Origin of the sequence: Gracilibacillus timonensis, from assembly GCF_900086715.1 — a bacterium.
Classification (GTDB): domain Bacteria; phylum Bacillota; class Bacilli; order Bacillales; family Amphibacillaceae; genus Gracilibacillus; species Gracilibacillus timonensis.
The window spans coordinates 235,241-258,244 of the sequence record NZ_FLKH01000009.1 but is presented as its reverse complement, the minus strand read 5'-3'; the positions used below and the strand labels follow the sequence as shown (position 1 = coordinate 258,244).

The 23,004-nt window shown below is 40.5% G+C and carries 22 protein-coding genes; 10 read left to right on the top strand and 12 right to left on the bottom strand.

Annotated features, from left to right (window positions below; all coding sequences use genetic code 11):
* Positions 1-7 precede the first annotated feature (7 nt).
* The 5 genes from BN6556_RS03420 to BN6556_RS03400 all read right to left on the bottom strand — a co-directional run bounded on the left by BN6556_RS03420 (position 8) and on the right by BN6556_RS03400 (position 5,834).
* Positions 8-424 (bottom strand): ATP synthase subunit c family protein, encoded by a 417-nt coding sequence (locus tag BN6556_RS03420; protein WP_066187189.1) that lies wholly within the window; start codon positions 422-424, stop codon positions 8-10.
* A gap of 104 nt (positions 425-528) precedes the next feature.
* Positions 529-2,436 (bottom strand): beta-N-acetylhexosaminidase, encoded by a 1,908-nt coding sequence (locus BN6556_RS03415; RefSeq protein ID WP_066187187.1) that lies wholly within the window; start codon positions 2,434-2,436, stop codon positions 529-531.
* Between the two features lie 180 nt (positions 2,437-2,616).
* A complete protein-coding gene (locus tag BN6556_RS03410; protein WP_066187185.1) occupies positions 2,617-3,501 on the bottom strand; it encodes a carbohydrate ABC transporter permease in 885 nt (294 codons plus the stop codon).
* A gap of 27 nt (positions 3,502-3,528) precedes the next feature.
* Entirely contained in the window at positions 3,529-4,401 is an 873-nt protein-coding gene (locus BN6556_RS03405) for a carbohydrate ABC transporter permease (protein WP_235817444.1), read from the bottom strand.
* A gap of 140 nt (positions 4,402-4,541) precedes the next feature.
* Complete coding sequence (locus tag BN6556_RS03400; RefSeq protein WP_066187183.1) at positions 4,542-5,834, bottom strand: ABC transporter substrate-binding protein; 1,293 nt, start codon at positions 5,832-5,834, stop codon at positions 4,542-4,544.
* 382 nt (positions 5,835-6,216) lie between these two features.
* Here BN6556_RS03400 and nagA point away from each other — a divergent pair, with 382 nt between their 5' ends.
* Genes nagA through BN6556_RS03385 form a run of 3 tightly spaced genes read left to right on the top strand, consistent with a single transcriptional unit; the run spans position 6,217 to position 8,871 of the window.
* A complete protein-coding gene (gene nagA / locus BN6556_RS03395; RefSeq protein WP_066187181.1) occupies positions 6,217-7,401 on the top strand; it encodes an N-acetylglucosamine-6-phosphate deacetylase in 1,185 nt (394 codons plus the stop codon).
* A 1-nt stretch (position 7,402) separates the two neighbouring features.
* A complete protein-coding gene (gene nagB, locus BN6556_RS03390) occupies positions 7,403-8,119 on the top strand; it encodes a glucosamine-6-phosphate deaminase (RefSeq protein ID WP_066187409.1) in 717 nt (238 codons plus the stop codon).
* Positions 8,120-8,148: 29 nt separating this feature from the next.
* Positions 8,149-8,871 carry a GntR family transcriptional regulator gene (locus tag BN6556_RS03385; RefSeq protein ID WP_066187179.1) on the top strand — a complete coding sequence of 241 codons (723 nt, stop codon included), beginning with the start codon at positions 8,149-8,151 and terminating at the stop codon, positions 8,869-8,871.
* A 216-nt stretch (positions 8,872-9,087) separates the two neighbouring features.
* Here BN6556_RS03385 and BN6556_RS03380 read toward each other — a convergent pair whose 3' ends face one another.
* The 3 genes from BN6556_RS03380 to BN6556_RS03370 are packed head-to-tail and all read right to left on the bottom strand — an operon-like array spanning position 9,088 to position 11,026.
* Complete coding sequence (locus tag BN6556_RS03380; RefSeq protein ID WP_066187177.1) at positions 9,088-9,396, bottom strand: PTS sugar transporter subunit IIB; 309 nt, start codon at positions 9,394-9,396, stop codon at positions 9,088-9,090.
* Positions 9,393-9,740 carry a PTS lactose/cellobiose transporter subunit IIA gene (locus BN6556_RS03375; protein WP_316245304.1) on the bottom strand — a complete coding sequence of 116 codons (348 nt, stop codon included), beginning with the start codon at positions 9,738-9,740 and terminating at the stop codon, positions 9,393-9,395. Before BN6556_RS03375 ends, BN6556_RS03380 begins: the two co-directional genes overlap by 4 nt.
* The gene (locus tag BN6556_RS03370; protein ID WP_066187173.1) at positions 9,737-11,026 is read right to left on the bottom strand and encodes a PTS sugar transporter subunit IIC; all 1,290 of its coding nucleotides are present in this window, start codon (positions 11,024-11,026) and stop codon (positions 9,737-9,739) included. The genes BN6556_RS03375 and BN6556_RS03370 overlap by 4 nt, the downstream gene beginning before the upstream one ends.
* Positions 11,027-11,470: 444 nt before the next feature.
* Here BN6556_RS03370 and BN6556_RS03365 point away from each other — a divergent pair, with 444 nt between their 5' ends.
* The 6 genes from BN6556_RS03365 (at position 11,471) to BN6556_RS03340 (ending at position 17,062) form a co-directional block, all read left to right on the top strand.
* Entirely contained in the window at positions 11,471-12,205 is a 735-nt protein-coding gene (locus BN6556_RS03365) for a GntR family transcriptional regulator (protein ID WP_066187172.1), read from the top strand.
* A 19-nt stretch (positions 12,206-12,224) separates the two neighbouring features.
* Positions 12,225-12,923 carry a chitin disaccharide deacetylase gene (gene chbG / locus BN6556_RS03360; RefSeq protein ID WP_066187168.1) on the top strand — a complete coding sequence of 233 codons (699 nt, stop codon included), beginning with the start codon at positions 12,225-12,227 and terminating at the stop codon, positions 12,921-12,923.
* Positions 12,924-13,118: 195 nt separating this feature from the next.
* Positions 13,119-14,219, top strand: coding sequence for an amidohydrolase/deacetylase family metallohydrolase (locus tag BN6556_RS03355; protein ID WP_066187166.1), 1,101 nt, complete (start codon positions 13,119-13,121; stop codon positions 14,217-14,219).
* On the top strand, positions 14,197-15,300 hold the full coding sequence (locus BN6556_RS03350; protein WP_066187164.1) for a DgaE family pyridoxal phosphate-dependent ammonia lyase: 1,104 nt from the start codon (positions 14,197-14,199) through the stop codon (positions 15,298-15,300). Before BN6556_RS03355 ends, BN6556_RS03350 begins: the two co-directional genes overlap by 23 nt.
* A gap of 3 nt (positions 15,301-15,303) precedes the next feature.
* A complete protein-coding gene (gene dagF / locus BN6556_RS03345; protein WP_066187162.1) occupies positions 15,304-16,053 on the top strand; it encodes a 2-dehydro-3-deoxy-phosphogluconate aldolase in 750 nt (249 codons plus the stop codon).
* Positions 16,046-17,062 (top strand): sugar kinase, encoded by a 1,017-nt coding sequence (locus tag BN6556_RS03340; RefSeq protein ID WP_066187160.1) that lies wholly within the window; start codon positions 16,046-16,048, stop codon positions 17,060-17,062. The genes dagF and BN6556_RS03340 overlap by 8 nt, the downstream gene beginning before the upstream one ends.
* A gap of 239 nt (positions 17,063-17,301) precedes the next feature.
* On the opposite strand, the gene BN6556_RS03335 is transcribed toward BN6556_RS03340, so the two are convergent.
* The 4 genes from BN6556_RS03335 to BN6556_RS03320 all read right to left on the bottom strand — a co-directional run bounded on the left by BN6556_RS03335 (position 17,302) and on the right by BN6556_RS03320 (position 21,670).
* Positions 17,302-18,003 carry a YesL family protein gene (locus BN6556_RS03335; protein ID WP_066187158.1) on the bottom strand — a complete coding sequence of 234 codons (702 nt, stop codon included), beginning with the start codon at positions 18,001-18,003 and terminating at the stop codon, positions 17,302-17,304.
* Positions 18,004-18,035: 32 nt separating this feature from the next.
* A complete protein-coding gene (locus tag BN6556_RS03330; protein ID WP_066187156.1) occupies positions 18,036-19,688 on the bottom strand; it encodes an extracellular solute-binding protein in 1,653 nt (550 codons plus the stop codon).
* A 106-nt stretch (positions 19,689-19,794) separates the two neighbouring features.
* Positions 19,795-20,691, bottom strand: a complete 897-nt coding sequence (locus BN6556_RS03325; protein WP_066187154.1) for a carbohydrate ABC transporter permease — start codon at positions 20,689-20,691, stop codon at positions 19,795-19,797.
* Between the two features lie 37 nt (positions 20,692-20,728).
* Positions 20,729-21,670, bottom strand: coding sequence for an ABC transporter permease (locus BN6556_RS03320; RefSeq protein WP_066187406.1), 942 nt, complete (start codon positions 21,668-21,670; stop codon positions 20,729-20,731).
* Between the two features lie 334 nt (positions 21,671-22,004).
* On the opposite strand from BN6556_RS03320, the gene BN6556_RS03315 reads away from it, so the two are divergent.
* Positions 22,005-22,796 carry a lytic polysaccharide monooxygenase gene (locus tag BN6556_RS03315; protein WP_066187153.1) on the top strand — a complete coding sequence of 264 codons (792 nt, stop codon included), beginning with the start codon at positions 22,005-22,007 and terminating at the stop codon, positions 22,794-22,796.
* The last annotated feature ends 208 nt before the right edge of the window (positions 22,797-23,004 follow it).

Genomic DNA, 23,004 nt, shown 5'->3' with positions numbered 1-23,004 from the left:
CACACACTTACTGATTGACTAACACCCACATGATGATAAAAGAAACGAGTGGAATCGAGATAGATAGCGATAAAGTAACCATCGCTAATACCCTTATGTTTTCTGCGACCTTTTCCGCGTTACGACCAGCTTGTGTTCGTTGTGACAAGGTATAAAAAACATTAAAACAGACGATAGCAATCATGATAACAGCAGGGATTAATATCTCGCCTTGCTGAAAGGATTGCCCATTTCCCAAGACAAATCCTACAATAACTAACAAAATAGGAAGCACTTCCACAAAAGCAATTCTTAAAAAAAAGCGTTGTTGCGCTTCCGCCATCTTTTCTGGATTCTCAATGATGGCATCCAAGGTTTGACGATAAATCATCATAATACCAATTCCAGCAATAACAGCTGCTAGAGCAAACAAATACAATATCATGGTCTTCTTTCTCCCCTTTCTATTTTGAAATCCCAACAGATGAAAAACTTATCATCATCATACCAGAAAGGGGAGTTGATTCCTATTCTTTTTATTAACATAGATTAATAGATAGGTAATACGTGAAAAAACACATTTGGCGAAGCAATGCGATAATAGTAACTGGACCAGCCAAGCCCGGTGGAGTTAGCTACTTGATGGTTGTATGGCAACCGCTCTTGTTCCAGTTCATCTATAGTCGATACCTCCCCTCTCACATACGTATTCACTCGTTCTGCTGCGGTTTGCAATCGAGCAATTAAGCCGCCATAGCGAATATCAATTACTTCCCAACCAAATGGTTTATTAATAGTTAGCCATTGCTCTTTATGGGCTGCGTGCAATACTCGTACTAATTCGATAATTTCCGGGATTTTGTTATCAGCGATATCACGTAATACATCGAAATGCTTAGAATCATAAGCTTGCTTTAGTTCAATACCAATGGACGCTTTTTTTGCTAGGACATCACAAAGCTTTTCAGGCACTTCCATGATAAAATCGAGGGAGGTCTGCTCCTTTCTTTGCGATCTGATTTTTTGTGCTAATGCCTGGTAATGGGATCCGATATCTAATCCCTCGATGTGCTTATCAAATAAGCCAAGCAGGACATCCTGCCAAAGTAAAAACTTGGATGGGTTCGTTTGATCCAGATTTCCCTCTTCCACACCAGGGATATTATCTAATTGACTCAACAAAAGGAATTGCTCCGCTTCTAACCCGGTACAGAATTTAGTCCGACGATAGAGATGGTCTGTGCTTACATTCGTTTGGTATTGATGCTCCGCGTATAATTGCAACCCCAGTAAGGCGCTGAAACAGTTATTCTCATATCCGTCATCTCCCCACAAGGTAACAAATACATCTTGAATACCTTCTTCCTTGCTGGCTTGCAGGGCTGCTTTACTTGTTTTTAGTGACAAATCATATTTGGTAGCAAATGTGTTCCACACCCAAATACCGCCTGCAAAAGCCGGGGTTTGACCTAATTTTTTATGCTTAGCAATTAGTGTTTTATAATCTTCTTTCTTTGTGTGGAAATAGTCCCAATACATGAGCGTAACGCTGCTTGGAATCTTACCCTGCATTTCTTCCGATATCTCTGTCTCCATGTTGTATTGATCTTCACCAGATTCCGAAGCAAGCTTGATAAACATATCACTCCAAAGCATCACGCTTAGCCCTAGTCCTTCCGTGATTTCGATCACACGATCTAAATGCTCTAACATGATATCCAAACGATCACGATAGCCAAAGCGATTCAAATAAACGCCCCTGCCCAGCTCTTCTGCTTCATCCATCCCTATATGGATGCGATTACTGCGAAATGGTTCCTGTGCTGCTGTGATCATTTGCCGCAAGAAATGATACGTTTCTTCTTGTTCTGTTAGTAGCACGCCACGGGTATCCTTTAGATATGCCGCTGCATCCCACTTTAAAAATTCTTCCAAGTGGGCTAATGTTTGTATACATGGAATCAGCTCAATCCCCAATTGATAAGCATAATCATCCAATTCCTTCAATTCCGCCTGGCTATAACGACCGCGCATATAACCAAAGTAAGGTTGTTCCCTTACTTCATACGTATCTTCCATGTATAACATGGCAGCATTGAATCCCATCATCGCAAGTCTTCTGAGCATTCCTTTTAATTGGTCTACCCGCATGACTGCATTTCTTGAAAAGTCGAACATCGGCCCCATCGATTGAAATTGTGGCGTTTCTCTTAGTTCAAACGCCTGACCTCCTGCTAGTCTTTCAATAAATAAGCCAAATGCTCGATATACGTGGTACGGTTTCCCGTAATAAATAATTCCTTCTCCGTTACGATAAGAGATGATGGTTTCTTCATCCGTGTTCTTTTCGATGGTTAAGCCGATTCCCTCAGCCTCAATGGAGACATTTTGCTCTTCAGCTAGTTGCTCTAATCCCGTTAGAAATGGTTGGTAGTTTCCTTTTAATCTAATCTGCACGCTACCCCTCCTCCTTCATTAAGTTGTCTTTCACCCATGCTCTCTCTATTTATACTTACTTTTATGTTATTATTCCCCTTATGATATCTTATACGTAATCATAACCATCGTCCACCGTGGACCTTGATAAACGATTCGAGTATTCAACCTGCACGAATGATAGTCTGTTGAAAGTGTTGCCTAGCCTTTTACTGCTCCCGAGGTAGCACCTTTTTCGAAGGTTTTTTGCGCCAAAAGGTAGAATATTAACACGGGAATAACCGTCATGGCGATTGCCGCCGTCATTAAGCCATAATCCGTACCATATTGTGAACTTACATTAGATAATAATACGACAATAGGCGCGACCCTCTCATGAGAAACAAGTACCAAGGACGAGAAGAGATCGTTGTAAGACCATAAAAACACAAAAATACCTACGGTCGAAAAGGCTGGCAAGGAAATCGGCAGGAATACCTTGGTGAACATTTTAAAACGGCCGCATCCATCCATTACAGATGCCTCTTCCAATTCTTTAGGTATAGTCGCCATATATCCGCTAATCACTAGTATCGCAAAGGGCAGATTCCCGGCAGTCTGCGGAATAATCAACGCCCGGTAGGTATTAACCAGATCCATACTAATCATCATTCTATATACTGGTACAATCGTGGCAAAAGCCGGTATTAATAAACTGGCAACCAATAAAGCTTGTAATAGTCCTCGTAACTTGAACTGCATCCGTGCCATCGCAAATGCGGCTAGTCCGCCGATAAATAAAACGAGTAACACAACGGAACCTGAGATGATAAAACTATTGAGATAACTTTTTCCAATATTCACTGTTTCAAACGCATTGACATAGTTTTGCATCGTTGGATCAGCAGGCAAGGCAAAGGTATCCGTAATAATTTCGCGAGACTCTTTGAAAGAATTTAAAAATACCCAGGCCAATGGAAAAATAGTCGTCATCGACCATAATGTCAGCACCACGTAAATAAATATTTTTCCAGCTTTTGATTCGGCAAAATACCGCTCTTGAAACCTCTCCCAAAATGTCATTTTCTTTTCTACAGCATGTGCCATAATGGTAAACACCTCTTTTCTAAATCTCTAGTAAGTTACCTCATCATTTTTTAATAATTTATTGGTGATAAAAGCAAGCGTTAAACCTAAAGCAACGATTAAGACAGCTATTGTTGCGCCGTAACCCATTGCTGTATCTTCAAAGGCCTTCTGATACATATACGTCCCTAACACTTCAGACGAATTACCAGGTCCCCCTCGTGTAATAATATAGACCAGTTCAAATATTTTCAGTGTTCCTGTGATGGCGAGAACAATACAGGTCTTTAAATCGGTTACAATCAAAGGAATCGTTAGGCGAAACATTTTTTGCACACCGGTTATTCCTTCTAGTTTTGCCGCTTCATAGAAATCATTAGGTATTTTTTGAATAGCCGTCAGTAATATAACGAAATAAAAACCTACATAATTCCAAATGGTCGGGATGGCCACCATATAAAGAGAAGATTGTTCGGTCAACCATAACACTCTTTCCCAGCCTAAATTAACCAATATTTCATTTAGCAATCCATTGCGATAGTTATAAATTAACGTAAACAATAGACCAATTGCCGCTCCTGAAATAACAATCGGAAAGAAAAAAGTCGTCCGATAAAACCCCGCCCCTTTTGTAATGGAATTCACCATGATAGCCAATACCAGGGCAATCCCAACTTGAAAAACGGTAACGTATATCATCAACTCAATCGAATTGAAAAAGGCCGTTCGTGCGATCTCATCATTCCATAATCGAATGTAATTATCCAAACCAATGAAAGTAGAATTAAAAAAACCGTCTGTCTTATAAAAACTTTGTAATAGATTATTAACAAAGGGGTAGTACAAAAAAATCCCAGTAACCACTATTGCTGGTGCTAAAAAGAGGAATATATATATTCTGTCACCCTGCATACCCTTCATGAAATCCCCTCCTATGTTTCGTGACATCATTTTGTCTCTTCATCCCTTGAAACAAACGCTTTGATAAGAGACTGACAGTCTTGAGACAACAAGAAGGTTGACCTGTTTGCAGACCAACCCCTCCTGTATCTGGCCTTCTGTTATTCTGCCATTTCCGCTGCTTTCTCCAGCACTTCCTCGCCCGTCTTTTCACCATTTACAATGGCTGGCACACTAGTGCGCAAATGGGTGAACGACTCTGGATTAATACGGTCATTAATTGGTAAAGCTACTGCTGGAGCATTGGCTACTAAGTCATGACCTGCTTTCAAATAGTCAGGTAAGTCCGCTAATTCTCCTTTGGCAGGAGGCTGACCAGTAGCTCCAGCAATTTCTACAATCGTTTCCTCTGAGGTTAGATAATTGAATAAATCAACCACAGCATCTTTTTTGCTGTCATCTTCGTAAGCCTTCGTACTAATAAACCAACCTTGCGAAGCACCGCCAACTAGTTCTCCTGTTTCTCCACCTTCCTTGATTGGCATAGGCAGTACCGCTACGTCTTCACCCATACCAGCTTCTTCTAATTGCCCCCACAACCATGATCCTTCAAATATCATTGCTGCTTGCTCCTGCTTAAACAATTCTTGAGCTAATGCCAAATCAATCGTGGCAGCATCTGGTGTGAATGCACCCATATCGGCATGTTTTTTTATTAAATCCAATCCTTCTGCCCAAGCTGGATTACGATCAGCTAATTCTGCATTATAATTTTCAATACCGCCAGCTGCCAATGCATAATGTTCCACTACATAGTAAGAATCCTCGGTTGACGCTGCGATCGGTACAATTTCATCTGTTTTTGCAAATTCTTCAATGGCTTTCTCGTAAAGTTCCCAAGTGGTTGGCAATTCTATACCATACTCTTCGAACAAATTCTCATTGACAAACAATGACTCATAAAAACCGGATTGCGGTGCAGCATATATGTTTCCATCGCTAAATCTTTGCTGCTCCAGCATGGAATTATATCCACTCAAATCAATACCATCTGCCTCTTCCAGGTTTACGACTTTGCCTTCCTCGATAATTCCTTCTGCATCTACTGTATTAAAGTAGAACATTAAATCTGGTTCATTATCAGAAGAAAAATCGGTGTTCACCTTGGTACGAATCGTGCCTGCATCCGCTGACTGTGAATCATTTTCAATGGTTACATGGGGATGTTCTTCTTCAAACGCATCTAAGGCCGCTTGGAATACTTCTCCGGCCGGATCTGTCCCTGCCATCGTTGTTACTACCCGCAAATTCACGTCTTCTTGGGTATCACTTTCTGAATTGTCATTACCATTATCAGCATTCCCTGATGCACCTTCATCACCACTGCCACACGCCGCTAACCCTAATACTAATAATAAAAGCGTTAACATCATTACCCACTTCATCTTTTTCATCGCTAATTCCCCTCTCTTTTTTTAAAAAATGCGATCAACTTTGTCAAGTTGTCTATACCTAATATAATCTGGCGTTTATTATTTGTCAATACATTTTATTAATTTGTTACTACATTTATAAAATCCCACAAAAACAATGTTATAAAGAAATATTACTTAACCACTCTATTGTTTTGTCGAAATTAATCTAATTAAAACGAATAAAAATCACTATATTTTATATTGGTAACTACATTAATGGTACATACCAGTTATAGCGCTTTAATGACACTCTTTTTCGAGTCATTTATGAATATTCAGTAAACAAATTATATATTGTATAGACAACCATACTTTAAACTGTTATTCTATAGATAACTACTATAAAAAGGTGTGAAATGACGTGGATCAATCAAAACTGTTGATCAGAAATATACAAGTATACAGTGCTAGTCAAACTATCAAACAGGGCTATATTAAAATCAATCACGGAAAAGTGGAAGAAATTGGGCCTGTAGGTTCATTAACGCAAACAGAAGGATATCAACTCATCGATTTTCCTAATCAAAACATAAAAGCGATACCTGGTTTAATCGATGTGCATATCCATGGGGCAAACGGAGCAGATGTAATGGATGGCACTGCAGCTGCCCTTGAAACAATGTGTCGAGCCTTACCACAAGAAGGAACCACTACCTTTCTTGCTACTACTATGACCCAGAGTGAAGAGAGCATTGAACAAGCTTTACAAACAACGGCAGCCTATATGAAAGCACAACCTCAGCGTCAAGCTGAAATAGCAGGCATTCATTTGGAAGGACCTTTTGTCAATCCAAAAAGAAAAGGAGCCCAACCAGAAAAATATATACAGAAACCAAATATAGAATTATTTCAAAAATGGAACCAACTTGCTGAACATCAGATTAAATTGGTGACCTTAGCACCCGAACTAGATGATGATCATGCCTTCACCAAATACTTGGTCGAACATGGTGTCATCGCCTCTGCGGGCCATACGGATGCTACAGCAACTGAGATTAGTGAAGCGATCGAGCATGGCTTGTCGCATATCACTCATCTATACAATCAAATGAGAGGATTTCACCACCGAGAACCTGGTGTGGTAGGCGCAGCATGGCTTCAAGATTCATTAATGGTCGAGCTAATTGCTGATGGCATTCATTCGACCCCTGAGGCAGCAAAAATTGCCTTCGATTTAAAAGGAAAGCATCGATTACTTTTGATCACAGATGCCATGCGGGCAAAATGTTTGCAAGATGGAGAATATGAACTTGGCGGGCAAAAGGTATCTGTAAAGGATCAAAAGGCAACACTTGAAGATGGCACGATTGCTGGCAGTACCCTGCAGCTCCATAACGGTCTGAAAAATATGATAGAGTTTGCTGGCTGTACGATGGAAGAAGTTATTCAGATTGGTTCAACCAATGCCGCTGCCGAGCTAGGAATAGACGATCGCAAAGGGTCGATCGCAGCAGGAAAAGACGCAGATATTGTGTTATTAAATGAAGAGAATAATGTACTCCTCACCCTTTGTCGAGGAGAAGTAGCATATGAAAGGAAGGCATGAAATGGAATTAATTAAAGCAAAAGATTATCAGGATATGAGTAAAAAAGCAGCAGAATTTATTATTGAGAGAGTGAAATTAAACCCTAATGCAACGATTGGCTTGGCTACTGGTGGAACACCGGTTCAAACCTATGCTAATATAGTAGAAGACCACCAAATAAACAAGACATCCTATAAGAAGGTGACGACGTTTAATTTGGATGAATATGTGGGGTTACCGATTGAAGATCCCAATAGTTACCATTACTATATGAAGGAACACCTTTTCCAGAAAATTGATATTCCGACAGATCGGACATTTCTCCCAAATGGCTTAGCCACAGATTTGGCAGCCGAGTGTCAGGCATACGAAGAGCTAATCAGCGCCAACAATGGTATTGACCTGCAATTATTAGGTTTAGGACAAAACAGTCATATCGGTTTTAACGAGCCTGGAACACCATTTGATCAACGCACACATGTTGTCGATCTAGCAGAATCAACAATCGAAGCCAACGCCCGTTTCTTTGAAACATTAGACGAGGTACCGAGACAAGCGATTACGGCAGGAATTAACACGATCATGGACAGTAAAGAAATCTTATTGATTGTGTCTGGCCAAGAAAAACGCGAAGCCTTATCCCAATTACTTACTGGAGAGGTTTCTACTGAATTCCCTGCTTCTATATTAAAGACACATCCTCAAGTTACCATTATAGCAACCGAGGACGCATTGTGAAAATCCTCTATTAGGAAGGAGTTTTAGATATGATCGATAAACAATCACCGATCCCTATCTATCACCAGCTAGAAGAACAAATCAAAGGCAAAATCGAGAAAGGCGAATACATGCCAGGCGACTCCTTACCGTCTGAACGGGAGTATGCAGAGGAATTGAATATCAGCCGTATGACCGTGCGTCAAGCCATTACTAATTTAGTAAATGAACGTTACCTTCATCGCATCAAAGGAAAAGGGACCTTTATCACCGAAAAGAAATTTGAACAAAATTTAAGCGGTCTTACCAGTTTTACAGAAGATATGAAGGCACGAGGGATGAAACCTAGTAATAAATTAGTTAATTTCGAAATTGTTCCTGCCAAAAAAAGCCTTGCTAGTCAATTAAATATCCCTGAGCACTCACCGATCTATGAAATAAAAAGGATTCGGTTGGCAGAAGATATTCCAATGGCCTTGGAACGCACCTATGTTTCTGCCAACTTGATTAAAGGCTTGACCGACGATATTGTGCAATCTTCCTTATACCAATATATTGAGGATGATTTACAGCTAAAAATCGGCAAAGCGAGTCAGCTGTTTGAGGCGACGATTGCTAATGATGAAGAAATGGAGTATCTAAACATTCCTGAGCATTCACCAATCTTGCTGATGAGGCGTATCACCCAGTTGGAAGATGGTACTCCTTTTGAAGTAGTGAAGTCCGCTTACCGAGCAGATCGATACCAATTCATGCTTGACTTAGAACGTTAATATATAAGTTAAATCTGATAGGTGCTCTTGATCCATTTACGTGCCTTTCAGCTCTGCTGAAAGGCTTGTTAATGGGAATTCACACGAATGGATCAAATTAGATATTAGCAGGAAATAATGCATGCAAAGACTTACATAATGTGAATGCAATAATAGAAATAATAAACTACCACAGGAATTCATTCCCTGTGGTAGTTTTCGATTTTAAATGCCATTTTATTGGTTATTCATTAATTTTAAGGCTTGTTGAAGCACTTGATCTCCTTGCATTAAACCAAAAGCCTGTTGATTAATAAGATCACACTTTACGCCCTCCGGTTCCAACTTCTTCCTGATGCTCTTTTCTAAATAACGCACTTGAGGACCAATAAGAACAACATCCAACTCATTGACCTGATCATGAAGATCTGCTTCAGATACTGCCTTGATCTCTGCCTGTATCTGTTTTTCCTCGGCTGCCTTTTTCATACGTTCCACTAGCAAAGAAGTCGACATACCCGCAGAACAAACTAATACAATCTTCATTTTGTTGCTCCCTCCAGCTTATTCAACCTTTGATACACTTCTATCATTTCTAATGCCAAATCCTTAACCGTTAATGCCATCATCAGATGATCTTGGGCATGGGCAAGAATGATGGACATATACTGCTCATTTGGATTGTTTATTTCCTTATGTAATAAACCTGTTTGTTCGTGATGAGCCTTGATAAACTCTGCATCTGCCTCCTCCATTTTTCCTTGTGCTGCTTCCATGCGATTAACTTTCGCTAGCTTTATCGCCTCCATAGCACATGTTCGTGCATTTCCTGAATGAAGGATAATCGCAAAAGAAATACGTTGTAACTCTTCTTGTTCTTCTAACATCATGCATCCTCCGCTCGTTGTTTGGGTATATACAATGCTGCCAATAAAAAAGGAATATAAATAATGATGGCTACTAGTAAATTTACTAGCTGCAATGCGATACCTCGCCAACTGCCACCAGTCACCAGATAACCGCTAATAATCGGGGGTGTTGTCCAAGGTAAAAAAGCCACGGTTCGCGGAACGAGACCAATATACAAAGCTGTATAAGAAATAATCGTCAACACAACAGGTACCAAGACAAATGGAATTAACATAATGGGATTTAATACAATTGGTAAACCGAAAATCACAGGTTCATTGATATTAAACAAACTTCCTGGTGCTGCTAATTTAGCGACTTCGCGATACGGATGTTTTTTCCGAGATTGGATTACCAAGAAAACCGCAGCCAATAAGGCAATCGTAGTACCTGCACCCCCCATAAAAACAAAGGTATCAAGAAAGGGTTTAGTGACAATGTTAGGTACCTCGTAAGCCGACATCCCCATACGGAATAACCGCAAATTCTCCTCAACCAATGAGATATAAACAGGTTCGGTAATAGCACCAATAATATTGGTTCCGTGTAAACCAAAAAACCAAAGGATATGTGTAAGCATGGACACAATGATGGCCGCCGGCAGAGAGTCACCTAAACCTTGAATAGGTTGTTGAATAACGAAAAATATAATTTCAAATACATTAGTATCTGCCAGAATATCTAATAAAGCTTGACATAGACCAACCAAGGATAGAATTACCATCATTGGAATCAGCGCTCTAAAGGAATCTGTTACACCGGCAGGCACACCAGCTGGCATTTTAATCACCATTTTAGGCTTTGTCATCAATAACCGAAATAATTCCGTTGTCAACAAGGCGATAATAATTCCTACAAATAATCCTTGCGTCCCGAGCCATTCCATGTTTAAACCAAAATCTTCTGTTACTGGGACCAGTATCATATAAGAGGCACCAGACAAAAGGGCAGCAGGTAATCTATCTATATTATAGCTTTTAGCCAAATGATAGGCAATGGTAAAGGAAACAAGCAAACCGAGCACAGCAAAGGTACCTTCCCAAACACTGCCTCCCACCTTCTGCCAATTACCATTCCCAAAAATACTATTCAGCCATGACACCAATTGAAAGCTTCCCAGTGGCGGGAAATTATTGATTAGAATGGCCAATGAACCAATGATGACAAGTGGCATAACCGCTACAAAACCATCCCTAATCGCTACCAAGTGTCTTGCTGCCCCTATCCTGCCAGCTACTTCGATAAATCGTTGCACGAATTTATTCATTACGTTATCGACCTCCCTTTCATACCAATTGAGGTGTATTAGGTTTACCGCATTACAACTTTTTTCTATGGAGAAGTATCCAAAGTCGTTATCCGCACTTTATTTTAACCGCTTTCACAACGATCCCTACGCTTATCCTGTCCTTATTATCTATCGCTTCGTACCTAGTTTACCCTATTTGTACCTGCTAAAATGAAATGAAATACTAATCCGCCCTGCTACCATACCCGTTACCTTTTTATTTTTTACTACTATGTATAATTCTTCTAACATATTTTTCTAATATTTGCTTTATTTTTAATACAAAAGTATCATATAATGAAGTAAATGTAAACACTATTCCTTGATTATCATGATTGGTTACTACGTTTATTTACTTGTCATCATAGCCTTTCTTTAGTACACTAACGTTAATATCTTACAGAGCAGTTAAAGGAGAAAATAATGGAGAAGAAACAATCCTTACACGCACATATCAAAAGTGAATTACTGGCAAGGATTAAGAACGGCACTTACCAGAAAGGTGAAAAAATTCCAACCGAACTTGAACTATGCAAAAATTTTGATGTAAGCCGAACCACCGTCAGGGCCGCGTTAAACCAATTAACCCTAGAGGGATATTTGGAACGCACCCAAGGGCGGGGAACTTTCGTAGCTGACAAAAAAGTACATCAAACCCTGTCTCAAACCGTCAAACGCTATGTCGATCAAGTGGAGGTGCAAGGAAAGACCGCTGAGATTATCTTAATTGATTTATCGGTTATACCTGCCAGTGAAACGATTCAACTGGCATTAGGTGTCCCTCCTAATGACCCGATCCAAAAGATTGAACGTGTCCGCAAAGCCAATCATTCACCCACGCAATATGAAATTTCTTATATTCCATGGAGCACTGCACCTGGAATCACAAAAAAACAAGCAGAAACTTCACTCTACAATGCCTTGAAGCAGGATTTCCATGTGGCCATTGCCAAAACAACAGAACATATCGAGCTTACCTTGTCAGACGAAAGCACTTCTTATTATCTAGATTCAGAAATTGGTCTTCCCTGTTTTTATATCGAAACCGTTGCCGAAGACCAAGAAGGGAACAAGGTTGAATACTCACAATCCTATTTCCGTGGTGATAAAACCAATTTTGTCATCGAGAGATTGTATCCGGAAGATGCAGAAATATAAAGCAGAGAGGAAGAGAATATTGGATATTTTATTCAATGCCGATGATTTCGGAATAACAAAAGGGGTTTCCAACGGTATTATTCAAGCACATCAGCACGGTGTTATTTCTTCGACTACCATAATGATGAACGGTTTAGCAGTAGATTATGCCATTGATCTAGCCAAACAATGTCCCTCTCTAGACATTGGCTTGCACCTTATACTTACTTCTGGAAAACCTTTATTTTCTCCTACGTCCAGCCTTACAAATGAACGGGGTATGTTTCGTTTCACCAATCGTTTTTACGAAATGGATATACCTTGTTTAGATGATGTAAGAGATGAATGGCGTGCCCAAATTGAAGCCTTTCTGGCAACTGGTCTTCCTCTTCACCACCTTGATAGTCACCATCACATCCATGGCTGGCAGCCGTTAAAAGAGATAGTAATCGAATTAGCGGATAAATATCAGATTCCCGTTCGTTGTCAAGATACTTTTCGAGACAGGACAGACCTGTTGCTAACCGAGGCACTTTGGGTAGATTTTTATGGTGATGGTGCTGGCCTAAATATTTTCGAACGGCTACATACATACTCTTTTTCTTCAGTGGAAGTCATGACCCATCCTGGACGATGTGATGGTGATTTGTATACAATGAGTTCTTATACCGTTCAAAGGGAAAAAGAGCTGGATATACTATGTAACCTCTCCATTCCAAGCTGGGCGAATGTATTATGAAATTAACGCGCTACATGGACAGTTTGATTATTTATCGTACCAAATTAAAGAAGGAATGCATGCGAATTCTGGTAAAATAGGTATTTAAACGATGTTTATCCTAAATAAAAACACATATATTTTCTAAAACTCCCAAACAGGTATAGACTTCTATATTTTAAATTGCTATTCTAGTAGTGTTAGGAGGAAATCAGAATGACACATACATATGTTTTACAAAATCTCCAAGTAACCACTGGGGAGAAAGTCGACATCGTTATCCGAGGTAATCAGATACAACACATTACCAATGCTGGTCAAGGTGCAGCACCAACAGCTTACGACTATTCCGGTTGTTACGTCTCAAAAGGCTGGATCGATTTACATGTCCACGCCAATAAAAAGTTAGAGCCCTACGGGGATGAACTCGATTTGATCGGTGTGCAGCAAGGTGTTACCACCGTAGTCGATGCAGGAAGTTGTGGCGCAGATAGTGTAAGCGATCTCTTCCCCACCACTGATTCTGCCAAAACTAATCTACTTGCCTTTCTCAACGTCTCAACGATTGGTTTGCAGCGAATCGATGAATTATCCAATCTAGATTGGTTAAAGGAAGCTGCTTTATTAGAAACCATTGCAGTACACCCTACTAAGATTGTTGGTTTAAAGGTAAGAATGAGTAAAAGCGTGGTAAAAGACAGCGGCATTCGGCCATTGCAGATTGCTCGTTCTTGGGCAAAACGCACTTCTTTACCCTTAATGGTCCATATTGGATCTGGTCCGCCTGATATAACTGATATTCTCCCTCAACTAGAAAAAGGAGATATTATCACGCATTTTTTAAATGGCAAAGCTAATAACCTTTTCTCCGAGGATGGTCAACCACTGCCTGAGCTCTTATCAGCGATCAACCGGGGTGTACGACTGGATGTAGGGCACGGCACGGCCAGTTTTTCCTTTCAAGTGGCAGAATATGCAAAGAAACATGCGATTCAACCCTTTTCGATTAGTTCAGATATTTACCGGGGAAACCGGCAAAATGGTCCTGTATACAGCCTAGCTGATGTAGCAAGCAAATTTCTGCTGTTAGGATACAGCCTGCCGCAAGTAATCGATGCTGTTACCCTTCTACCTGCGCAAGCAATCGGCAGACCTGAGCTAGGACAGTTGAAGACGGGGACAACAGCTGACCTTACCCTTTTTGAGGTTAGACCCTCTCAGCAAATGTTGACGGATTCAGAAGGGAAAACAAGAACAGCAAAACAAATGATTCATACAGTAGGAGTGATAAAGAATGGAGAAATCATTACATCATAAATATGGTCTAAAACGAGTCGTCAATGCAAGCGGCAGAATGAGTATTCTTGGGGTTTCAGCTCCTAGCGATTCCGTTCTGGAAGCAATGAAAACCGGGGCGCAAAACTATGTTGAAATAGAAGACTTAGTGGATAAAGCGGGGGGACATATTGCGAACCAACTACATAGTGAGGATGCAGTAATTGTTAATTCTGCTTCAAGTGGCATTGCCTTATCGGTGGCTGGCATGATCACAGAAGGGAACCAACGAAAAAGCCTGCAGTTACATCAGCAGCCCATTCCCAAAAACGAAATTATTTGCTTCAAAGGACATAACGTACAATACGGTGCACCAATCGAAACAATGGTCTATTTAGGTGGCGGAAAACTTGTAGAAGTTGGCTATGCGAACGAAGGAAAACAGCACCATATCGCAGAAGCCATTAACGAACATACTGCAGCAATTCTTTATGTTCAATCCCATCACGCCGTACAGAAAAATACCATTTCGATAGAGGAGGCTTGGCAAGTAGCTCAAGCCTATAACATTCCTCTCATTGTCGATGCAGCGGCCGAAGAAGATTTACGTAAGTATCCTGCTTGCTCTGATTTAGTGATTTACAGTGGCTCAAAGGCAATCGAAGGTCCGACATCCGGTATTGTCGCAGGAAAAAAAGCCTATATCGATTGGGTCAAGGTGCAGCTACACGGGATCGGCAGAAGTATGAAAGTAGGAAAAGAAGCGAGCTTTGGACTGCTGCAAGCGTTAGACCTTTTTTTCACCAAAACCGACCACAGCCAGACAGAAAAAGAAAGCTTGCGATCCTTAGAGAAATTAGCTGACTTACCTGGTGTTTCGGTAGATATAGTACAAGATGAAGCTGGACGAGCCATCTATCGCGGTCGTATTCAAATAGATGCTTCTCTTGCTGGTAAAACAGCGGAACAAACCGTGACAGAGCTTAAAAATGGGGCTATTGCCATCTATACGCGTGACTATGGTAGCAAACAAGGCTTCTTTGATATTGATCCTCGACCACTAAAAGGGAATGATATCGATGTTATCACAGAGCGCATACAAGAAATTTTAGGAGGAAAATAACTTATGTCCATCACGGATCACTTTTATAAAAATCGCGTTGCCATTAATGTACTGGCTAATAGCATAGCGAATGCTCAAGAAATCTATCAGACAGCGGAAGGCTTTGCCTTGATCGGTGTCTTATCCAAAGACTATGACAATGTTCCAAGCGCCGTCCATGCGATGAAAGAGTACGGCTCAGCTATAAATGACGCCGTATCGATAGGTCTTGGAGCAGGTGACAGCAAACAAGGAAAAGTTGTCGCAGACATTGTGCATACCTATCCTGGTAAACACGTGAATCAAGTATTCCCATTTGTCGGTTACACCCGAGCCAAAGCTGGCACAGATAAGAGCTGGATTAACTGTTTGGTGACACCAACCGGTCAACCAGGATATGTCAATATTTCTACAGGTCCACACAGTGAACAAGGCGAAAAAGCAATCGTATCCATTCATTCCGCCATCAACCTCATCAAGGATATGGGAGGAAATGCAATCAAGTACTTCCCGATGAAGGGCCTATCGACAAAGGATGAATACCAAGCCGTGGCAACTGCTTGTGGGAAAGCTGATTTCGCCTTGGAGCCTACCGGTGGGATCGATCTTGACAATTTCAGCGACATTTTAGAAATCGCCTTAGCCGCAAAGGTGCCCAAAGTCATTCCACATGTTTATTCATCGATTATTGATAAAGAAACGGGAGCGACCAAAACGGAAGACATCGAACAGTTATTAACAGAAGTGAAAAAGCTGGTGAATCAATATGGTTAAGACGATTGCCGCCTTTGGTGAAGTAATGATGCGTTTAGAAGTGCCAGGTCATCAGTTACTACCGCAAGCTAATCAACTACAATACAGTTTCTCAGGGACCGGGGTAAATATTACAGGTAGCTTGCATTGTCTAGGGTATCCTACCCGTTTAATTACCACATTGCCAAAAAATTCATTAGGGGATGCAGCGATCGCTTACCTGCGTAAATTAGGGATCGTCACAGATTCCATCGCACGAGCGGGTAAATATCTCGGTATGTATTTCTTAGAAAATGGTTTCGGGGCACGATCCAGTCGTGTTACCTATTCCAATCGATTAGAAAGCAGCTTCAATACAGCGGAGACCGCTATCTATCCTTTTGATGAACTGGCCAAGAATATTCAGCTTTTGCATGTATGCGGGATTAGTCTAGCCATGAACGAACGTGTGCGGGCCCAATTAAAACAATTGGCTGGCTTGGTTAAGCAACAGGGCGGCCAAGTGGTATTTGATTGCAATTACCGTCCCTCACTTTGGGGCGAAAATGGCTATCAAACAGCTAGACCGCATTACCAGGAATTGCTTGAATTAGCCGATATCGTGATGATGAATGAAAAGGATGCTTTATTTACTTTAGGCTACACCTCTTCGCACACATCGAGAGAAAATCAACTGGAAGAACTGATACCCCAGATCGCAGAAAAGTATCAAATCCCTATTATTGCTGGGACACACCGTGATGTTCATGAGGATGAGACCAATTCCATTCGCGGGTTTCTTTATCAAGAAGACAGTTTCTATTATGCTGATCAGCAGCGCTTTGCCGTACTGGACAGGATCGGGGCTGGTGATGCCTTTACAACTGGCATTATCCATGGTGTATTACAAAAACAAGCACCTGCGCAAATCATTCCGTTTGCAGTTGCCTCTTGCATGTTAGCGCACACGATTACCGGTGACACATCGCTCGCCTCTGAGCAAGATATTTTACAGGCGATAACAAACAAACGGCAAGATGTAATTCGTTAAGCCAAGGTAGTTATCCACCCTTGTGACACAGCATGTTTCCATTAGACATGATCAAACCAAAATAAAACCGGAACTACGATTCGTTCAAGGTCAAATCATTAGTCCTATTATACTCAAGGTTTATAAACTTCTCTAGCTTAAAAAAAGCCAAGGGGCACTTGCTGCCTTGGCTTTTTTCAATTAACCTTATCTATCGTAAACGTTGGGGCATATTGATCCTATTTCGACAGTTCATGAACCTACTCCATTTGCGGTTTGAGTAATTTTCCAGCTCGGATAAAGATAAGATAGTAACTTAAAAAACAGAGCAACACTGGAATAATCCCACCATATAACATCAAGAATAATGGATGAATCTGATACAGCATATACAAGGCGACCAGAGAAATGCCTATACTAGAAATCGTATAATGCGGGAAAGACAAGCTCATCAACAACGCCTTTCTAAAGCTGGCCCAAACTCGCAACTGCACATGGACGGTGTCTGCCATAAAATAACTACTAAAAGCGAGCAAAAATACTGTAAATACCAGATACGTATAAAACAATGGGGACCCTATTTCTGTCTGTAATAATTGATAGTTGATCAGCCAAATCCCCCAAACCAACGTTATCACCAATCCACCTAGTAGCGCCTTTCCATAATTTTGACGATAAAACAACCAAAAATGGCGCAATAATTGATGGTGCATTCGGTGCATGACTGCCCGCCTCACCAAGGCAAACATGGCGACAGTAGCCGGAAAAAAGGTAAAAGGAAGTAAAGCAATAATGGTGAACAAGATCCAATATAGTTCTCCCATGTCTTTGGCATACAGCATAGCTAATGACAAATAGACAATCGGGAAATTGAAAGTCAGCCAGATCAGATTAACCCTTAATAACCTCATGAGCCAATCACACACTCGATACAGTCTACCAGAAATTCCTGTCCATTCCATTTCTGCTTCCCTCCTTTTTCCTATTTCCTCTCTTATTCAGCAGATAATATCGTTAAATTCTCTTGCCATTTCTCGGTTTGGAAATCAAGCAATTGCTGATAACCTACCCCTTGCGCTGCTTCTTCAGCTGTTGTCATGATCTCTTCCACTTCTTCATCACTCTGCGCATAGATCGCCTCGGCACGTGCTTCCTCAAATATCTCACCAATGCGCTGTTGAATAATACCTTCTTCACTTTCTGGAAGTGGATTAATATTCAAATATTGCGTAGCGTCATATTGGGTGTCCCAAGTAATTGTACTCTGCCAATGCGTTGTCCAATTCCGCTGGTCCTCAGGCAGTGTAGCCTCGAAATTTGCCTTAGCCGTATCTAGGAAATTGGAGTTCCCATTCCACTGGAAGTTCGCCGTATCTTCTTCAATCTTGGCTAAACCTTCTGGATCTTCATGGTAGGCATCGGTGAATTGCGGAAACCCTTCTCCATCGAATCCATCCCAATACTTGCCCTCAGGTCCAAAAATAAGGGAAGATTGACCTTCAGGACCTGTTAGCCAATCCAAAAAGGCAAACACTTTCTCTGGGTCTTCTGCACCTTTCGTAATGACACTCACATTCCACCCCATCATATTGTAGGAACCTGGATAGATTTCATTTTCGTCTAAGCCTGGTTCATGGATTGGCCAAATCATAAAGTAGCCGCCATCAGGATTTTCTTCTTGCAAGGTATAGTGACCTGTACGCGCATGGTCGGTCGGACTTGCCGAAGCAAAAACAGCAATTTCACCAGTCGTTACCTTTTCAATCACCATATCCTGATCTTGTGTTAACGCATCTTGAGTAATTAATCGTTCTCTAAATAGTTGACTTGCATATTTTAAAGAGTCTACATAATTCTCATCGGTAAAAATCGATGTTAATTGATCTCCTTGCGGTACGGCAACATTATTAATATTCGCCGGTGACTCCCCTTCTGCAAAGGCAGAATATAATACATTAATTCCCTGCCCATCCAAACCTGTTTCAAATGGGATAACATCAGGGTAATTCTCTTTAACTAATTGCAAATAAGCGTATAAATCCTCGGTTGTTTCTAATGCAGGTGAGCCTAGCTCTTCATAGATTCCTTTATTCACAACATATCCTGCATTTCCAAATGGACTGGAATTGTACCAGTTCGGGAATTGATACAGTTTACCATCGTCAGAACGCAGCATATTGATTCCCTCTTCCCCAAACCAATCCCTTAAATTCGTATATTTATCAAGGTATGGATCTAGAGGAACTAATGCCCCACCTTCACGTAATCTCTCCACGTCAGGTCCCCTATCTGTCCAAATAAAGTCTGGCAAATCGCCACCTGCAATCATTGTCGTTAGCCTTTGTTCGGCATTACCACCACCATCAATTGCCGTGATATCTACACCCTTGTTTTCCTTAATCCATTCAGTTGCTTGATCATCGCCCCAGCCAGGCATGGTGTACCAGTCATAATTACCAAACATAGTAATCTCTAATGGCTCATCACCAAGCACGAATGGATCTTCCTCTGTTGTTTCCTCCGCCTCTGCCTGTTCATTATCATCTTCGGTCGATTCGTTGGTACTTGAGTCTGAACACCCCGCAATGATACCGACAGCCAACAAGAAAATCAGTAACATATACCAATATCGCTGCTTTTTCATCATCACTTTCTCTCCCCTTTTTTCTTATTTTTTTGACTTTTCCAGTACATGCATTTGGTAAAAGTCTATATTTAAAGCATATAGCTTTAAAACAATAGTTAACGTCGGTTTATTCTTTTAACGATCCGATTAGTACCCCTTTAACAAAGTGTTTCTGTACGAAAGGATAAACCAGCATAATCGGAATCGTCGCCACCATCATGGTTGCCATGGATAATGACTTCCCTGTTACCTTGGCAACATTCGACATATGGGCAAGTGCTCCAGCGTCTAATTGGCTCATCTGTGACGTAACCGTGTTTGAATTTAACACTTGCCGCAACAGGGTTTGAATCGGAATCAAGTGCTCAGATGTGATATATATACTAGGAAAAAACCAATCATTCCAATGAAAGACAGCCGTAAACAATGATAACGTCGCAATAACCGGTCCTGATAATGGTAAAACAATACGAAAAAATATCTGCCAATTACCACAGCCATCAATCTTGGCCGACTCTTCCAGACCTTTAGGTAATTGCTGAAAAAAGGTCCGAAAAATAATCATGTTCCAGACCAATACCAAAGTCGGGATGATCATCGCCCAAAAAGAATCCATTAATCCTATCCCTCTTACTAATAGGAAGGTAGGAATTAATCCCCCACTAAAAAACATCGTTAGTAAACAAAAAATCATGAAAAAATGTCTGCCAATCAATTCTTTTTTAGACAATCCATACGCTAATAAAGCGGTTACAAGAACTGACAAAAAGGTTCCTATCCCTGTGCGCAATATAGTGATCAGAAAAGCATTAAGCAGACGCTTATCTTGAAACACTACTTGATAATTCTCCCAGGTGAATTCCCTAGGCCAGAAAGTAATGCCACCTAACATCGTATCTTTTCCCGCGTTAAAGGAAATAACGAGAGAGTTCCAAAATGGATAAAACGTAATAAATGCTAAACCGATCAAAAACACATAGATGAATATGATCATTATGCGATCACTTAACGTCGGTTTAATCATAACTTCACCTCATTTCTTGTAAGTCCATTTGTTCGATTTACCATAAGCTATTCCCTGACCTTCTGGCCAGATAGTTAGCTAAGCTCAATAACCCTACACTGATAACTGCCTTAAACAACCCAATCGCCGTAGCATAGGAATATCTACCGCTCCCTATCCCTACACGATAGACGTAAGTATCTAAAACATCTGATACAGACCTCAAGATCGCGTCATCACCTAAAATCAATAGATCCTCAAAACCAGCGTTCAATAAATTACCCACTTCTAGAATAAAGAAAATAACGATAATCGGCATAATTGATGGAATCGTTATCAAAAATATTTGCTTGAACCTGCTTGCTCCATCCAATGCGGCAGCTTCATATAATTGTGGGTCAACCCCTGCAATGGCGGCAATGTATACAATAGAAGCAAACCCAATCGATTTCCATAAATTTGTTGATACAATAATCGTCCAAAAATATTCTGGTATCGCCAAAAAACTGAGCGGTTCATCGATTAATCCTGCCTTTTCCATGGCCATATTTAAGCTGCCATTATCTGTGGAAAGAATCGACATCGCAAACCCTGCGACGATAACCCATGATAAGAAATGTGGCAAGTACGTAATAGTTTGCACGGTTCGTTTAAATGCCATGTTCTTCACTTCATTCAACATAAGCGCTAACATAATCGGTGCTGGAAAACAGATTAGTATCTTTAAACCACTAATTACCATCGTATTTCGCATGATTTCCATAAAACGTGGATCATTAAAAAACATTTCAAAATGCTTAAAACCTACCCAAGGACTATTACCCATTCCATCAAAAAGATTATAATCTTGAAAAGACATCAAAACACCATACATCGGTATGTAATTAAATATAAAAATAAATAATAGTCCCGGAATAACCATAAGTTGCAAATCCATTTGTTTCATATACCGAAACAAAAAGGGCTTCTTTTTATTTGATCTTCCTTGTGATAACACCATTTCCGATTTATCTTTCATTTTACCCCTCCATTCTTTAATTATAGTTGACTAGTCCAAAAATCATAAACAAAAAGTTAAGATAACTATACCAGTTTGTTTTTAACAAATCAATCCCAAACTTTAAAAAAATATATTTCAACGTTGTTTAAGAAATAAATTCACATTTTATTCAAAAAAAGATTGACATATATCGGATGTTTTTTTAGAATTAGGTAATGTAAGGGATTTCATATATTGGCCAGAAAGGAGGTTCGCAGTAAATTTACTATAATTCTGTTTTTTGTCTATTTTATTGGTATAGACATCTAGTTATTAAAAGTGAGAGGAGTATTATATGACAGAACAAGCAGCTATTTTACCAGTAAAGATGATGAAGGTAAGCTTGATGACGATTGGTTTATTTCTTATTTCTTTAGCCTTTGCCTCGATGGTTTCCGCTCACGGCTATGTGAATAACCCAGAAAGCCGGGCTGTTCTTTGTGCAGATGGTGTAAATAATGATTGTGGTGCCGTTATTTATGAACCTCATAGTCTTGAAGGACCGGGCAATTATCCAGAGCAAGGGGTGGCGGATGGACAAATTGCTAGTGCCGGTGGTGTGTTTCCTAAATTGGACGAGCAGTCTGAAAATCGTTGGGCTAAAGTTCCTATGTCAAGCGGTGATTTTACCTTTGAATGGACATTAACTGCTGCCCATGCCACAGAAGATTGGGATTACTACATTACCAAGGAAGGTTGGGATCCTAATTCACCATTAGAGCGTTCTGATTTTGAACTATTTTGTACGTACAACGATAATGGACAGCGTCCTGGTTTTACAGTAACACATGATTGTGACATTCCTGAACGTGATGGCTACCATGTTATTCTCGCTTATTGGGAGGTTGCTGATACCGCAAATGCTTTCTATCAAGTAATTGATGCCAATTTTGACGGAGATTTCGTCGAACCTGGTGATCCCGATGAGCCAGGTGAACCTGGCGATTTGCCTGATCCGTGGGATGCCTCTCTCGTTTATGTCAATGGGGACCGAGTAAGCTATCAAGGTGCTGTTTATCAAGCGAGATGGTGGACGTTAGGCGAGACGCCAGGAAATGCCTATGTTTGGGAATTAATCAGTAATTAACTTGTTTTCAAATGTAAATACCTCTTTTTATATTAAATGGATGGAGTATATGCATGAGGCATATGCTCCTTTTTTATTGATAGACCAATCCTTTTATAATCAAAATGTGGTCGGTAAAGGGAGCGGTCTGGTTTTTACCCGGTTTCTTAATGTTTCTTTTCACTTATCACTCCCCTATAAATTCAACTGTCGCCCTATGTCGATTGAC